Raw genomic sequence first — 14,946 nt, forward strand, 5'->3', positions numbered from 1 at the left:
GCCCATTGTCTCCGGATCCGTGCCCGGACCCGACCCCATTTGCGTCAGGGCCCCGGGATAGGTTTCGCCGCATGGGTCATCAGGGCAGTCGCAGCGAGCGGCGCATCAGTTCCGTGTTCCTCGGCATCGCGGCCGTCATGGCGGTCACCGGCTGGGCCGTGTGGACGGGGTACTCGACGAGCACCGGGCTCGCCGTGTTCCTCTTCGTGACCTCGGCGTGGGTCGTCTCCCTGTGCCTGCACGAGTACGCGCACGCCCGGACCGCCCTGCACGGCGGCGACCTGACCGTGGGCGCCAAGGGCTACTTGACGCTGAATCCCCTGAAGTACACGCACGCGCTGCTCAGCATCGTCCTGCCGGTGCTCTTCGTGATCCTCGGCGGGCTGGGCCTGCCCGGCGGCGCGGTGTACATCGAGCTCGACCGCGTCCAGGGCCGCTGGAAGCACAGCCTGATCTCGGCTGCGGGCCCGCTGACCAATGTGGCCTTCGCCCTGGTGTGCACGGCCCCGTTCTGGCTGGACGCCCTCGACGGCGTCCCGCCGGCCTTCCGCTTCGCGCTCGCCTTCCTCGCCCTGCTCCAGGTCTCGGCGGCGATCCTGAACTTCCTGCCGGTGCCGGGCCTCGACGGCTACGGGGTGATCGAGCCCTGGCTGTCGTACCGGGTGCGCCGCGAGGCGGCGCCGCTGGCGCCCTTCGGCCTGATCGCGGTCTTCGCGCTTCTGTGGATCCCGGAGGTCAACACGTTCTTCTTCGACGCGGTGAGCGGTGTGCTGTCCGGGCTCGGCGTGTCGGACCTGGACACCTACTGCGGCCGCGACCTCTACCGCTTCTGGGTGGAGACCGACGGCTTCTGCGAGATCCCGTCCTAGTTGGCACCGCGCGCGGCGGCGGCCTTCTCGGCCTTCGCCTTGCGGACGTAGTACCAGGCCATGTTGGACGTGAGGCCCGCCAGCAGCACCCAGACGATCCCTATGAAGCTGCCCTCCACGAAGGCGACGACGGCCGCGGCGACCGAAAGAACGCAGACGACAACGGCGAAGACGGCAAGGCGGGGCATGGGGGGAGCTCCTCGGGAACACTGAACGGGGTCGAGCCCCTCCAGTGTCCCCCATGCCCCGCAGTGGTCCCGTAAGGACGGCCGGGCGTCCTCGCTCAGACGTCCGTGACGCGCAGGCCCGCGTGGGCCTTGTAGCGGCGGTTGGTCGAGATCAGGTTGGCCACCAGGGCTTCGACCTGGTGGGCGTTGCGCAGGCGGCCCGCGAAAACGCCCCGCATGCCCGGGATGCGGGCGGCCAGGGCCTGGACGGTGTCCGTGTCCGCGCGGGACTCGCCGAGGACCATCACGTCGGTGTCGATCTCGTCGATCGACTCGTCCTGGAGGAGGACCGCCGAGAGGTGGTGGAAGGCGGCCGTGACGCGGGAGTCCGGGAGCAGGGCCGCGGCCTGCTGGGCCGCGCTGCCCTCCTCGACCTGGAGGGCGTAGGCGCCCTGCTTGTCGAAGCCCAGCGGGTTGACGCAGTCCACCACGAGCTTGCCCGCGAGGTCCTCGCGCAGCGCTTCGAGGGTCTTGGCGTGGCCCTCCCACGGCACGGCGATGATCACGATGTCGCTGCGCCGCGCGCACTCGGCGTTGTCCGCGCCCTCCACGCCGAGGCCCAGTTCCTCCGCGGCGGTGTGCGCGCGGTCGGCGGCGCGGGAGCCGATGATCACCTTCTGGCCGGCCCGGGCGAGCCGGTATGCCAGGCCGCGGCCCTGGTCGCCGGTGCCGCCGAGGACGCCGACGACGAGGCCGGAGACGTCCGGGAGGTCCCAGGGGTCCTTGGCCGGCGGCTTCTGCGTGCTGTCTGAGGAAGTCATGGGGGCGAGCGTACTGCCGAGTACCGCAGAGCCGAAGGGAAGGGAAGTGCTCCCCTTTGTCCCGTGCGTGGTGCAGGATGCCCGTCATGGATGCCGTGAGAGTCGCGCTGCTTCGCGAGGTCCTCGCCGGTACGCAGTGGCCGGGCGCGGCGCGCCGCTTCGCCGGCTCGCTGCGGCGCTCGGTCGAAGCGGGCGGCGGGAGCCTGCTGCTGGTGGGGACCGAGCAGTACGAGCCCTGGCACCTGGCGGCGCACCTGGTGGACGAGGCCGCCTGGTCCGGGCTGCCGGAGCTGGCGCCCACCCTCGTACGCCACCACGTGCAGCCCGGGGAGCCGCCGCACCTGTCGGTGGGCCTGAGCAGGCTGGAGGCGGCCCGGCGCGGGCACGCGCTGCTGGTGGTGGCGCCGGAGAAGCCCGGCGAGGGGCTGCTGGAGCGCGTGCACGACGCCCGGCGGGCGGGGGCGACCGTACTGTCCCTGGACGGCGGGGACCCGGATCTGGGCACGCTCGCGCACGACGCCCTCTCGGTGACGGACGGCTGCGCGGCGGGGGCACCTCCCTGGGGGTCCCCCCGGACGGAGTCCGGGGGAGGCAGCCAGGGTATGGATCTGGACACCCTGCAGCACCTGGTCAGCGCGGCGGCCGGGGAGAACGGCCTGCCGACGCAGCGCGGGCCGCGCCGCTTCCGGGACCGGCTGGCGCGGCTGGCCGATCAGCTGACCGCCCCGCCGCCCAGCCGCTGGTAAGAGCCGTCGGTCCCGGCGGCCCACCGTCCTACGCGGTCGTGCCCTCGTCGTCCTCGCGGGTCTTGTCGTTCCACTTGGGGTCCGTCTGCCATTCGAGGTTGCGTTCCTCGGCCGTCTGCATCGCGTGGGCCGCCTCCTCGGGGGTCCCGTACGGACCGAACCGGTCCTTGGCGGGGCACTCGGGGCCTTCCTCGACCTTCTTGTGGACCAGGCAGTAGTACCACTCGCCCGGTTTGCCCACCTGACGCTTCTTGAACAGGGCCATCGCTGTCGGGCTCCTCTCGATACCGCTCTCTGCCGCCATGCTGCCCCATCCCCCCTGGATACACTCGCTTGCATGTCTGGCCAGTCGCTGCTCGTACCAGGCGAGCTTTCTCCCGTCCGTTCCGTTCCCGGAAACATCCGCCGGCCCGAGTACGTGGGCAAGCCCGCGCCCACTCCGTACACCGGACCGGAGGTGCAGTCGGCCGAGACCATCGAGGCCATGCGCATCGCCGGCCGGATCGCCGCCCAGGCGATGGAAGAGGCCGCCAAGCTGATCGCTCCGGGGGTGACCACCGACGAACTCGACCGGGTCGCCCACGCCTACATGTGCGACCACGGCGCCTACCCCTCGACGCTCGGCTACCGGGGCTTCCCGAAGTCGCTGTGCTCCTCGGTCAACGAGGTCATCTGCCACGGCATCCCCGACTCCACCGTCCTGCGCGACGGCGACATCGTGAACCTCGACGTCACCGCGTACATCGGCGGGGTGCACGGTGACAACAACGCCACCTACCTGTGCGGGGAGGTGGACGAGGAGTCGCGGCTGCTGGTGGAGCGCACCCGCGAGGCCCTGAACCGGGCCATCAAGGCCGTCAAGCCGGGCCGCCAGATCAACGTCATCGGCCGCGTCATCGAGTCGTACGCGAAGCGTTTCGGCTACGGCGTGGTCCGGGACTTCACCGGCCACGGCATCAATTCGTCCTTCCACTCCGGCCTGATCATCCCGCACTACGACAGCCCGCACGCCACCACCGTCATCGAGCCCGGGATGACCTTCACCATCGAGCCGATGCTGACCCTGGGCACCCACGAGTACGACATGTGGGCGGACGGCTGGACGGTCGTCACGAAGGACCGCAAGCGCACCGCGCAGTTCGAGCACACGCTGGTGGTCACCGACACCGGCGCGGAGATCCTCACCCTGCCGTAGGCGCCTGGGGGCGGCAGGCGCTCCAGCGCAGGTGACTTTTTGCCGACAGGACGTCGGGAACCCATTGACTTAGGCATACCTAAGTAGGAGGATCGGATGTGACGGCCGTGCCGTCACATCTTTTCCCCCTCCTTGGAGGTCCGTCTTGGACGCCTTCTCTACGGTCATCCGCGTCGCTTCGCACGAGCAGCACACCGAGGCCGAGACGTCGAGCTTCATGAGCGACCTGCTGGGCGGGCGGCTCGGTGTGGACGCGTTCACGCGCTACACCGAGCAGCTGTGGTTCGTGTACCGGGCCCTTGAGGACGCGGCCGACTCGCTCAAGGACGACCCGGTGGCCGGCCCGTTCATCCGGCCCGAGCTGATGCGCGTCGCCGAGATCGAGCGCGACCTCGCGCACCTGCTGGGGCCCGGCTGGCGCGGACGCGTGGCGGCGCTGCCCGCGACCGAGGCATACGCCGCCCGGGTGACCCGGTGCGCGGCCGAATGGCCCGGCGGTTACGTCGCCCACCACTACACCCGCTACCTCGGCGACCTCTCCGGCGGCCAGATCATCCGCGACAAGGCGGAGCGCACCTGGGGTTTCGAACGCAAGGGCGACGGCGTCCGCTTCTACGTATTCGCGGACATCTCCAACCCGGCGGCCTTCAAGCGGACCTACCGCGAGCTGCTGGACGCTATCGCCGCGGACGACCTGGAGAAGCAGCGCATCATCGACGAGTGCAAGCGCGCCTTCGACTACAACGGCGCGGTCTTCCGCGAGCTGGGCGAGCGCTTCCCGCTTTCCGCCTAGAACGTTCCGCCTAGAGCGGCCCCGCTCTCCGTCTAGCCGCCGATGCCGCTTCCGCTGCCGCCACCGATGCCGCCCGGGGCGAAGCGGACGCGGCCGCCGATCTCGACCGTGCCGTCGGGGCCGGGGGCGGTGAGGATCTGCGAGCCGGCGCCCTGGGTGATGTTCAGGGCGCGGTTCAGCTGGGCCGTCAGCAGGATCGCCGCCGAGCCGGTGGCCTCGTCCTCGGCGATGACCCCGTCGGCGCGGCGCGGGAAGCCGCGGGCCCGTACCCGTCCCGCGGCCTCGTCCTCCCAGGCCCAGGCGTACAGCCAGCCCTCGCCCGGCGGCGGCGCCGGCAGGGCCTCGACGTCGGCGGGGCTCGCGTACTGCTCGGTGCGCTTGCCCTCGACCCACTCGGGGCGGGCCGTGATCCAGGTGAACTCCCCGTCGTCACGCGCCCATACGGATCCGGCCGGCGGCTGGAGCTCCTCGATGTCCAGCAGCCACGCGACCCCGACCAGCGGATGTCCCGCGAAGGACATCCGGGTGCCGGGCGTGCGGATGTCGACGACGCCGCGCTCGGGGTCGTCGACGAACACCGTCTCGCTGTAGCCGAGTTCGGCGGCCAGCGCCTGCCGCGACGCGTCGTCGGGGCAGGTCCGGCCGTCGCGGACGACACCGAGCAGGTTGCCGTGCCGGCCGTCACCCGCACAAAAGACCTTCAACACGTCGAGATCGTTCACGCGGGCATTCAAGCACGGCTCAGCGCAGGTCCGTACGCCGACTGCGCGCGAGGTACACCGCGCCCGCGCCGGCCGCGACCGCCGCGCCGGAGGCGCCGAGCAGGGCCGTGGCCGGGATCTCCGCGCCGGTGGCGGCGAGGCTGCCGCCGACGGTGGCGGCGGTGAGGCCCGCACCGCCGGTACCGCCCGCGCTGCCCGTGCCGCCGGTACCACCAGTACCCGTCGCCGGGAGTGTGGCGTCCTTGTCCACGGCCACGGAGAGGGTCAGCGGGTCGATCGCGTCGCCCGCCTTGTACGGGGAGCCGGTGGCGTCGTTTGCGAAGGAGGCCGCGCCCTCGGCGGTGAAGGCCGCCGGTATCGAATGCAGCGCCAGCACACCGCCGTTGGTCCTGTAGTCGGCCTTCGACAGGTCGAGCGTGGCGAAGGGAACGGCGGCCTTGGCGCCGGAGGCGTTCTTGACGTCCACGTACAGGATCCCGGTCCGGCCGGTGGCGGCCACGCGGACGTTGCCGAAGGTCATGTCGACGCCGTGGGCCGCGTACTGGAAGCGCAGGCTGCCCTCGAAGGAGGCGTTCAGCGTCTGCTTCCCGGTGTCGAGCTCGCCCTTGCCGAAGGCGAAGTCGAAGAGCTCGCCGTTGCGGGCGGCTCCACCCGCCGGGGTGACCGAGCCCCCGCCCAGCACGTACCTGCGGAAGGACTCCTTCACTCCCCACGTCAGCTTGGCGCTGAGGATCTTCTGCGCGCCGTCGGCCGGGGCGGTGGGCTGCTTGGTGGGAGCCGTCCCGGTCGGCCCCGGAACCGGCTTCGTCGGCGCCGGGCTGGTCGGCGCCGGGCTGGTCGGCGCGGGGGCGGGCTTCTCGAACTCCAGCTTCGCGGTGAGCGGGTCGCCCGCCTTGTTCTCGTACGAGGCCGAACCGAGCGCGTCCGCGGTCTCCTTGGTGAGCGTGGTCGCCAGCTTGTCCATCGACTGCCCGCCGAAGGCCACCGTGGCGAGCGGTACGTCCTCGGCCGTGGCACCGCCCTTGGTGACGTCCGCGGTGAGCTTCTTCGTACCGGTGTCGATACGGAAGTCCGAGAGCTTGACCTCGAAGCCGTGGCCGGCGGGCGGGGCGGGCGAGGAGAAGGTGACGCTGCCCTTGAAGGCCGCCTTCACCACGTGGCCGGAGGCCGGTTCGTACTGGCCGGTCGGCTCGCCGAACCGCAGGCTGCCGTCCTCGTTCTGCCCGGCGCCGTCCGCCACGGTGATGGAGCCCTTGGCCATGCCGGTCACGTAGGCGCGGTAACTGGTGAGCACCCCCCAGTCGAGGGTGCCGCCGACGATCTTCATCGGTGGGACGGCCGGTGCGGCGGTGGCCGGCAGGGCCAGGGCGGTGGCGCCGAGAGCGGCGGCGGTGAGGACGGCGGCCGCGGCGGCGACGGGACGGCGGAGGGACGACATCGCTGAGAACTCCTGGGCAGAAGAGGAGGGAAGGACGAAGGGGTTGGAAGGGTGGCCGCGCCGCTACGGGGCTTCGGCCGACGCACGGCGCTTGCGGACCACGAGGAAGGCCGCACCGCCGGCCAGGACCAGTACGGCCACGGCCAGCGAGACGTACAGCCCGGTGTGCGAGGACTCCGAGGCCGCCTGCTGGGCGAGGAGCGGCGCGGGCGAGGACGACGCCGACGACGCCGGCCCGGGCAAGGCCGCCGAGCCCAGGTCCGGCAGGGCCGGGAGCTTCGCGGTGGAGTCGAGGGCGATCGCGAGCGAGACGGGGTCCATCTCGGTGCCCGCCTTGTACATCGAGCCGAAGGCCTGGGAGCCGCCCTCGGTGAGGGTGGCGGGGGCTTCGGCGAGGGTGGCGAGCCCGCCCTCGGCCTTCAGGGACGCGGCGTCGAACTCCACCAGCGCGACGGCGCTCTTCGTCCCGTCGCCGGTGGTGACATCGGCGGACAGCACGCCCTTGCCGTTCTCCACCTTGACCGCCACCTTGCCGAGCTTCAGGTCCAGGTGGGCGCCGGTGAAGTGGACCGTGCCGGCGAAGGCCGCGTCCAGGGCGCCCTTCGCGCCGTCGTACGTACCCCTGCCCTGCGGGAAGCGGAACAGTGCGCCGCCGTCCCGGGCCCCCTCGGCGAGGGTCCACGTGCCCTGGCCGACCGAGCCGGTGACGTACTCGCGGAAGGTACGGCGTACCCCCCAGTCGACGGCGGCGTCGGTGAAGGCGCCCGGCGCGCGCGGGGTCCCGGCGGCCGTGGTGTCCGGCTGCACGGTCGGCTGCTGCTGCGAAGGGTCCGCCGCCGGTGCGGTCTTGACGTCCTTGACGTCGGCGGACAGCGAGACCGGGTCGAGCTGCGCGCCCGCCGCGTAGTAGCCGGCGAAGGCCTGGGCGCCCTGTTCGGTGAGGGTGGCCGGGAGGTTGGTGAGGGTGAGCGGGCTCGCGCCGCCCTTCATGTCGACGCCGCCGAGGCCGAGGGCGGCGAAGGGCACCTGGGACCGGCTGCTGACCTCACCGGTGTCCTTCGCCTTGCTGGAGACGTCCACGTACAAAGTGCCCTTGCCGCCGCTGATCCTGACGGTGGGCCGGCTCACCGTCATGTCCAACTCGTGGACGCCGTCGGGCTTCTGGTGACCCTGGAAGGTCACCCCGCCCGAGTAGGAGACCTCGAAGGTGCCGGAGGCGGGGTCGTAGGAGCCGGTCGCCGAGTGGAAGCGGAAGAGGCTGCCGCCGACCGTGGCGGCGCCGCCCTTCAGCTTGAAACCGCCTTTCGCCACCGGGCCGGTGACGTAACTCTGGAAGGACGATTTGACGCCCCAGTCCAGCCGGCCGCCCTGCACGGTGCCCGCCCGGGCGGCGGTGGCCGGGAGCAGGGCGCCCAGCAGGGCCGCCAACAGGGTGACGGCGAGCGCGCGGGCGGGTCTTGCCGACATGAATGTCCCCTCCAGGGCTGGCGAACTAAGGTTAGGCTAACCTAAGCTATTGCCGGGTGGGTGAGGAACCCCCCGGTCTGGCGGAACCTCGCCGGAACCTCTCCGAAACCCCAGTCGGACGATCAGGACGGTGCCTTCGTGCCTACGCCCGCCGCGTCACACCGCTTTCCCCGTCTCGCTCCCGCCGTGGCGGCACTGGCCCTGGCACTCGCGCTGACGGGCTGCGGAGGTACGGCCACCACCCCGGGCCCGTCCGCCCGGACCGCCGCCGCCGCGGACCGGGTGGAGCCGCTCGCCCCGGCGCCGCTGCCCGCGCTGCCGGTGACCGTGCCCTCGGCGGACGGCACCCGGGTGAGCGTCACCTCGGCGGACCGGATCGTCCCGCTGACCGGCAGCCTCAACGAGATCGTCCACACGCTCGGCCTCGGCGGGCAGGTCGTGGCCCGGGACATCACCGCCACATTCGAACAGGCCGCGCACCTGCCGGTGGTGACCCGTGGCCACGACGTCTCCGCCGAGAGTGTGCTCTCGCTGCGGCCGACGCTGGTGCTGGCGGAGACCACCAGCGGTCCCGCCGAGGCGGTTCAGCAGATCCGTGACGCGGGCATCCCGGTGCTGGTGGTGGCCCCGGCCAAGTCCCTGGACGACGTGCCGAAGCGGATCGGGGCGGTGGCCGCCGCGCTCGGCGTCGAGGAGGCCGGGGCGCGGCTGAACCGGCGCACCGCCGACCGGATCGCCGCCGCCCGCAAGGACGTTCCGGCCGGCTCCGGGAAAAGGCCCCGGGTGGCCTTCCTCTACCTGCGCGGCGCCGCCTCCGTCTACCTGCTGGGCGGTTCCGGCTCCGGGGCCGCCTCGCTGCTGGAGGCGGCGGGCGCGGTCGACACCGGCAAGGAGTCCGGGCTCGGCAAGGACTTCACCCCGATCACCAGTGAGGCCCTGGCGGGCGCCGCCCCCGACGCGATCCTGGTGATGTCCAAGGGCCTGGAATCGGTCGGCGGCGTCGACGGCCTGGTGAAGATCCCGGGCGTCGCCCAGACCCCGGCCGGCATGGACCGCCGGGTGGTCACGATCGACGACGGCGTCCTGCTGGGCTACGGCCCGCGCACGGACCAGGTGCTCGCCTCCCTGGTCGCCCAGCTCTACGGCAAGGGCGCCTGAGATGCCGACAGTCACCGCCGCCACCACCGGCGGTGGGACGACGGCCGATCCCGCCGCAGCCGAACGGCCGCGCCGCCGCAAGGCGTTCGCGCTCACCGCCGCGCTGGTCGCCTGCCTCGTCCTCCTCGCCCTGATCTCCGCGGGAGTCGGCGCCTACCGGATCCCGCTCGGGGACGTGCTCGCCTCCGTCCAGCACCGCGCGGGCCTCGGCGGGGCGCCGCTCGACCGGGTCGGGGAGAGCGTGCTGTGGAACGTACGACTGCCCCGCGTCGTGCTCGCGCTGCTCGTCGGCGGCAGCCTCGGCTGCGCGGGCGCGCTCATGCAGGGCGTGTTCGGCAACCCGCTCGCCGAACCCGGTGTCATCGGGATCTCGGCCGGCGCGGCGGTCGGCGCGGTCGCCGCCATCGGGCTCGGGCTCAGCTTCCTCGGCAACTGGACGATCACGGTCTGCGCGTTCGCCGCGGGCCTGATCACCGTCGGCTCCGTCTACTTCCTCTCCCGCAACGGCGGCCGGACCGAGGTCGTCACCCTCATCCTCACCGGCATCGCCGTCAACGCCTTCGCCGGCGCCCTCATCGGCCTGTTCGTCTTCTTCGCGGACAGCGGCCAGGTCAACCAGATCACCTTCTGGCAGCTCGGCTCCCTCGCGCAGGCCACCTGGCCCAAGGTGCTCGCCGTACTCCCCTGCGCCGCCGCGGGCCTGCTGATCGCCCCCTTCCACTCCCGCCGGCTCGACCTGCTCGCACTCGGCGAACGCCCCGCCCGCCACCTCGGGATCGACGTCGAGCGGCTGCGCCTGGCCGTCATCCTGGTCGTCGCCCTGCTCACCGCCGCCGCGGTCGCCGTGGCCGGCGTCATCACCTTCGTCGGACTGCTCGTCCCGCACCTGCTGCGCATGGCGGGCGGCCCCGGCCACCGCTTCCTGGTGCCCGGCAGCGCCCTCGCCGGGGCCGTCGTATTGGTCGCGGGCGATCTGGCCGCCCGTACCGTCGCCCAGCCCGCCGAACTGCCGCTCGGCGTACTGACCGCGCTGCTCGGCAGCCCGTTCTTCTTCTGGCTGCTGCGCCGCACCCGCCGCAGGCAAGGAGGCTGGGCATGACCGGCGGACTGACCGGGCTGCTGTCCCGGAACAGGCGGACCGTCCCGGCCCGGCCCGCACCCGGCGCGGCCTTCGCCGAAGCGGTGGGACTGCGGGTCCGGCTCGGGCGGCGCGAGGTCCTGGCCGGCATCGACCTGACCGCCCGGGCCGGGGAGGTACTGGCCCTGGTTGGCCCGAACGGGGCGGGCAAGTCCACCCTGTTGGCAGCCCTCGCCGCCGACCTCCCCGCCGCCTCGGGAGAGGTACGGATCGACGGCCGAGCGGTGGGCGGCTGGAGCGCCCCCGAGCTGGCGCTGCGCCGCTCGGTACTCCCGCAGTCGGCCGAACTGTCCTTCCCGTTTCCCGTGGAGGACGTCGTACGGATGGGCCGCGCGCCCTGGGCCGGCACCCCCCTCGCCGACGCGGACGAGGAGGCGGTGGCCACCGCCATGGCCGCCACCGAGGTCACCGGCTTCGCGGCGCGCCCGTTCTCCGCGCTCTCCGGCGGCGAGCGGGCCCGGGTCGCACTGGCCCGCGTACTGGCCCAGCGGGCCCCGCTGTTGCTGCTCGACGAGCCGACCGCCGCCCTCGACCTGCGCCACCAGGAACTCGTGCTGCGGATCTGCCGGGAGCGGGCCGCCGCCGGGGACGCGGTGGTCGTCGTCCTGCACGACCTGGGGCTGGCCGCCGCCTACGCGGACCGGGCCGCCGTCCTGCACGACGGGCGGGTCGCCGCGGACGGACCGCCGGCCGGGGTGTTCGAGGACGGACTGCTCGGCCGCGTCTACCGGCAGCCGGTGGAGGTCCTTCCGCATCCGCGCACCGGGACCCCTCTGGTGGTGCCCGTACGTGAGGTGGCCCAGCGTTCGGCAGTACGGAACGGTCGCCCCGACTTGACTTCCGCTTGACCCGGCCTTGGGGATGTCGTGAACCGTCCGTGACGGCCCCGTGTCCGCCACCGGAAGGTGAGAGCTGAATCACTGCACGAGTGGGTATGGGTCAGGTAAGCCTCGGTTAAGTTAGGTCCGCCTCACCGGCCTCTCCCCCTTGGGACGGCCCACACGTCCGACGCCCAGGAGCCCCCTATGCGCCCCGCCCGCCTCACCGTCATCGCCGCCGCCTCCGTGGCGGCGGCCCTGACCGCCGTCACCGGCTGCTCCCAGAAGAGCGACGCGGGCGGCAACGGCGCGATCAAGGTGGCCGCCTCCGACAGCGCCTGTGAGGTGTCGAAGACGGAGTTCCCGGCGGGCAAGGTCCAGATCGACGTCGAGAACAAGGGCTCCAAGGTCACCGAGGTCTACGTCCTCTTCCCGGACGCCCGCATCGTGACCGAGCGCGAGAACATCGGCCCCGGCACCAAGGCCTCCATCACCGCCGAGATCAAGGCGGGCGAGTACGAGATCGTCTGCAAGCCCGGCATGAAGGGCGACGGCATCAGCCAGAAGGTCAAGGCCACCGGCAAGGGCGCCGCCGCGGAGAAGCGCAGCCCCGAGGCCGACGCCGCGGTCGCCGCCTACCGCGCCTACGTGGTCGCGCAGGCCGAGGAGACCCTCCCCAAGGCGCAGGCCTTCGCGGACGCGGTCAAGGCCGGCGACGTCGAGGCCGCGAAGAAGGCGTACGCGCCCTCCCGCATCGGCTGGGAGCGCACCGAGCCCGTCGCCGAGTCCTTCGGTGACATCGACCCGAAGGTCGACGTCCGCGAGGACGGCCTGGAGGCCGGCCAGGACCCCGCGAAGGACTGGACGGGCTGGCACCGCCTGGAGAAGTCCCTGTGGGCCGACAACAAGATCGACGACGGTGACAAGAAGCTCGCCGACACCCTGATCGCGGACCTGACCGACTGGCAGAAGAAGGTCGGCCAGGCGGAGATCACCCCCTCCTCGATCGCCAACGGCGCCAAGGAGCTCCTCGACGAGGTCGCCAGCGGCAAGGTCACGGGCGAGGAGGAGCGCTACTCCCACACCGACCTGGTCGACTTCAAGGCCAACGTCGAGGGCGCGGAGAAGGCGTACGAGGTCCTGAAGGCGATCGCCGCGAAGAACGACCCGGAGCTCGTCAAGCAGCTGGACACCCAGTTCGCCGCGATGAACACGCTGCTGGACAAGTACCGCGCCGACAAGGCCTCCTACGACTTCACCTCGTACGACAAGGTCGCCGAGGCGGAGCGCAAGGAGCTCTCGGACGGCGTCAGCGCCCTCGGTGAGCCGCTCTCCAAGCTCGCCGCAGCGGTCACGAAGTAACGGTCAGGGACGAAGGAGGCGGGAGAACACGATGTCAGAGTCGGAATCGGCGGCGCAGCAGCCGGAACAGCAGGACGCCGGCGAGTCGGCGGCCTCGCCCTCGCGACGCGCCGTACTGGGCTGGGGCGGTGCCGGGCTCGCGCTCGGCGCGGCCGCGGCCGGCGGTGCGGTGGCTGCCTTCGGCAGCGGGCCGGACCTGGTCTCGGCGTCCGCCGCCGGAACGGCCGTGCCCTTCCACGGCGAGCACCAGGCCGGTATCGCCAGCGCCGTGCAGGACCGTCTGCACTTCGCGGCCTTCGACGTGAAGACGAAGGACCGCGAGGAGCTGATCAAGCTCCTCAAGGAGTGGACCGAGGCGGCCCGCCGCATGACGGCCGGCCTGCCGGTCGGCGAGGGCGGTTTCGGCGGCCTCCCCGAGGCTCCGCCGGACGACACCGGCGAGGCGCTCGGCCTGAAGGCCTCCCGCCTGACCCTGACCATCGGTTTCGGGCCGGGCCTGTTCGCCAAGAACCGGTTCGGACTGGAGGGCAAGCGCCCCGACGCGCTGGTCGACCTGGAGCTGTTCCCGGGCGACAACCTGGACGCGGCTCGCTCCGGCGGAGACCTCTGCGTCCAGGCCTGCGCCGACGACCCGCAGGTCGCCGTGCACGCGATCCGCCAGCTGGCCCGCATCGGCTTCGGCAAGACCGTGGTGCGCTGGTCGCAGCTGGGCTTCGGCAAGACCTCGTCGACCACGCCCGAAGAGCAGACCCCGCGCAACATGATGGGCTTCAAGGACGGCACCCGGAACATCTCGGGCACCGACAAGGCGGCCCTGGAGAAGCACGTGTGGGTCGGCGCGGGCGACGGCAGCGAGTGGCTGACCGGCGGCTCGTACCTGGTAGCCCGCCGGATCCGGATGAACATCGAGATCTGGGACCGCACGCCCCTGCAGGAGCAGGAGGACATCTTCGGCCGTGACAAGGGCGAGGGCGCCCCGGTCGGCAAGTCCAAGGAGCGCGACGAGCCGTTCCTGAAGGCGATGAAGCCGGAGGCGCACGTCCGCCTCGCGCACCCGGACAGCAACAACGGTGCGACGATCCTGCGCCGCGGCTACTCCTTCACGGACGGCTCGGACGGTCTGGGCCGCCTCGACGCGGGCCTGTTCTTCCTCGCCTACCAGCGCGACGTCCGCAAGGGCTTCATCCCGATCCAGCGCCAGCTGGCGAAGTCCGACGTCCTCAACGAATACATCCAGCACGTGGGTTCGGCGATCTTCGCCGTCCCGCCGGGCGTCCGTGACAAGGACGACTGGTGGGGCCGGACGCTGTTCGCGTAAGCCAGTCGGAGAGAAGGAACCGCCGTGTTCGGCAACTATCTGATCGGCCTGCGCGAGGGGCTGGAGGCCAGCCTGGTCGTCTGCATCCTCGTGGCGTACCTGGTGAAGACCGAGCGCCGGGACGCCCTGCGTCCCGTGTGGCTCGGCATCGGGATCGCCTGCGCGCTCTCGCTCACCTTCGGCGCGATGCTCGAATTCGGCACCCAGGAGCTGACCTTCGAGGCGCAGGAGCTGCTCGGCGGCACCCTCTCCATCATCTCGGTGGGCCTGGTGACGTGGATGGTCTTCTGGATGAAGCGCACCGCGCGGCATCTGAAGGCCGAGCTGCACGGCAAGCTCGACACGGCGCTCGCCATGGGCACCGGCGCGCTGGTCGCCACCGCCTTCCTGGCCGTCGGCCGTGAGGGCCTGGAGACCGCGCTCTTCGTGTGGGCGTCGGTACGGGCCAGCGGCGAGGGCTCCTCGGCGCCGCTGATCGGTGTGCTGCTGGGCATCGCGACGGCGATCGTGCTGGGCTACCTGTTCTACCGGGGCGCCCTCAAGATCAACCTGGCGAAGTTCTTCAAGTGGACCGGCGCCATGCTGGTGATCGTGGCCGCGGGCGTGCTCGCGTACGGGGTCCACGACCTCCAGGAGGCCCGCTTCCTCGGCGGCCTGAGCGACAAGGCGTTCGACATCAGCGCCACCATCCCGCCGGACAGCTGGTACGGGACGCTCCTCAAGGGCGTCTTCAACTTCCAGCCGGACCCCACCGTCGTCCAGCTCACGGTGTGGGCGCTGTACCTGGTGCCCGTGCTGGCTCTGTTCTTCTTCGACCGTGGCCGCCCGGCGGCCCCGAAGGCGCAGCCCGCGAAGGCCCCGGAGGCCGCGGAGGCGGGCTGACCGGCTGACGGATGACCGGCCGACAGGCTGTGGTGACGGGCTCGCGCGCCGG

General features: G+C 72.1%; 16 protein-coding genes. 10 read left to right on the forward strand and 6 right to left on the reverse strand.

All coding sequences use genetic code 11. From position 1 onward, the window contains the following. The first annotated feature begins 71 nt into the window (after positions 1-71). Positions 72-869 (forward strand): site-2 protease family protein, encoded by a 798-nt coding sequence (locus ACFYOB_RS06240; RefSeq protein WP_388555175.1) that lies wholly within the window; start codon positions 72-74, stop codon positions 867-869. Here the strand turns inward: ACFYOB_RS06240 and ACFYOB_RS06245 are convergent. Together ACFYOB_RS06245 and npdG are read right to left on the reverse strand one after the other, a co-directional pair. After that, positions 866-1,057, reverse strand: coding sequence for a hypothetical protein (locus ACFYOB_RS06245; protein ID WP_388555176.1), 192 nt, complete (start codon positions 1,055-1,057; stop codon positions 866-868). The genes ACFYOB_RS06240 and ACFYOB_RS06245 overlap by 4 nt on opposite strands. A 95-nt stretch (positions 1,058-1,152) precedes the next feature. Then, a complete protein-coding gene (gene npdG / locus ACFYOB_RS06250) occupies positions 1,153-1,857 on the reverse strand; it encodes an NADPH-dependent F420 reductase (RefSeq protein ID WP_388555179.1) in 705 nt (234 codons plus the stop codon). A gap of 86 nt (positions 1,858-1,943) precedes the next feature. On the opposite strand from npdG, the gene ACFYOB_RS06255 reads away from it, so the two are divergent. Continuing rightward, positions 1,944-2,603: a hypothetical protein gene (locus ACFYOB_RS06255; RefSeq protein WP_388555182.1), complete on the forward strand. Its 660-nt coding sequence runs from the start codon at positions 1,944-1,946 to the stop codon at positions 2,601-2,603. A gap of 28 nt (positions 2,604-2,631) precedes the next feature. On the opposite strand, the gene ACFYOB_RS06260 is transcribed toward ACFYOB_RS06255, so the two are convergent. Continuing rightward, the gene (locus ACFYOB_RS06260) at positions 2,632-2,868 is read right to left on the reverse strand and encodes a hypothetical protein (RefSeq protein WP_328925405.1); all 237 of its coding nucleotides are present in this window, start codon (positions 2,866-2,868) and stop codon (positions 2,632-2,634) included. A gap of 72 nt (positions 2,869-2,940) precedes the next feature. Here ACFYOB_RS06260 and map point away from each other — a divergent pair, with 72 nt between their 5' ends. Beyond that, positions 2,941-3,798 carry a type I methionyl aminopeptidase gene (gene map, locus ACFYOB_RS06265; protein ID WP_388555186.1) on the forward strand — a complete coding sequence of 286 codons (858 nt, stop codon included), beginning with the start codon at positions 2,941-2,943 and terminating at the stop codon, positions 3,796-3,798. Between the two features lie 145 nt (positions 3,799-3,943). Further along, complete coding sequence (locus tag ACFYOB_RS06270; protein ID WP_388555189.1) at positions 3,944-4,591, forward strand: heme oxygenase (biliverdin-producing); 648 nt, start codon at positions 3,944-3,946, stop codon at positions 4,589-4,591. 32 nt (positions 4,592-4,623) lie between these two features. Here ACFYOB_RS06270 and ACFYOB_RS06275 read toward each other — a convergent pair whose 3' ends face one another. The 3 genes from ACFYOB_RS06275 to ACFYOB_RS06285 all read right to left on the reverse strand — a co-directional run bounded on the left by ACFYOB_RS06275 (position 4,624) and on the right by ACFYOB_RS06285 (position 8,218). Then, positions 4,624-5,313 carry a PhzF family phenazine biosynthesis protein gene (locus tag ACFYOB_RS06275; RefSeq protein ID WP_388555192.1) on the reverse strand — a complete coding sequence of 230 codons (690 nt, stop codon included), beginning with the start codon at positions 5,311-5,313 and terminating at the stop codon, positions 4,624-4,626. Positions 5,314-5,332: 19 nt separating this feature from the next. After that, positions 5,333-6,751 (reverse strand): HtaA domain-containing protein, encoded by a 1,419-nt coding sequence (locus ACFYOB_RS06280; protein ID WP_388555195.1) that lies wholly within the window; start codon positions 6,749-6,751, stop codon positions 5,333-5,335. Between the two features lie 63 nt (positions 6,752-6,814). After that, entirely contained in the window at positions 6,815-8,218 is a 1,404-nt protein-coding gene (locus ACFYOB_RS06285; RefSeq protein WP_388555198.1) for an HtaA domain-containing protein, read from the reverse strand. 138 nt (positions 8,219-8,356) lie between these two features. Here ACFYOB_RS06285 and ACFYOB_RS06290 point away from each other — a divergent pair, with 138 nt between their 5' ends. From ACFYOB_RS06290 to efeU, 6 genes are all read left to right on the forward strand, one after another. Continuing rightward, positions 8,357-9,376: a hemin ABC transporter substrate-binding protein gene (locus ACFYOB_RS06290; protein ID WP_388555200.1), complete on the forward strand. Its 1,020-nt coding sequence runs from the start codon at positions 8,357-8,359 to the stop codon at positions 9,374-9,376. 1 nt (position 9,377) lies between these two features. Continuing rightward, positions 9,378-10,475: a FecCD family ABC transporter permease gene (locus ACFYOB_RS06295; RefSeq protein ID WP_388555203.1), complete on the forward strand. Its 1,098-nt coding sequence runs from the start codon at positions 9,378-9,380 to the stop codon at positions 10,473-10,475. Next, complete coding sequence (locus ACFYOB_RS06300; RefSeq protein WP_388555205.1) at positions 10,472-11,362, forward strand: heme ABC transporter ATP-binding protein; 891 nt, start codon at positions 10,472-10,474, stop codon at positions 11,360-11,362. Before ACFYOB_RS06295 ends, ACFYOB_RS06300 begins: the two co-directional genes overlap by 4 nt. Before the next feature lie 177 nt (positions 11,363-11,539). Then, positions 11,540-12,694, forward strand: coding sequence for an iron uptake system protein EfeO (efeO, locus tag ACFYOB_RS06305; RefSeq protein ID WP_388555207.1), 1,155 nt, complete (start codon positions 11,540-11,542; stop codon positions 12,692-12,694). Positions 12,695-12,725: 31 nt separating this feature from the next. Beyond that, positions 12,726-14,012, forward strand: a complete 1,287-nt coding sequence (gene efeB / locus ACFYOB_RS06310; RefSeq protein ID WP_388555209.1) for an iron uptake transporter deferrochelatase/peroxidase subunit — start codon at positions 12,726-12,728, stop codon at positions 14,010-14,012. A 24-nt stretch (positions 14,013-14,036) separates the two neighbouring features. Continuing rightward, entirely contained in the window at positions 14,037-14,894 is an 858-nt protein-coding gene (gene efeU, locus ACFYOB_RS06315) for an iron uptake transporter permease EfeU (RefSeq protein ID WP_388555212.1), read from the forward strand. The last annotated feature ends 52 nt before the right edge of the window (positions 14,895-14,946 follow it).

Source organism: Streptomyces sp. NPDC006463 (assembly GCF_042870715.1).
In the GTDB taxonomy this organism is placed as follows: domain Bacteria; phylum Actinomycetota; class Actinomycetes; order Streptomycetales; family Streptomycetaceae; genus Streptomyces.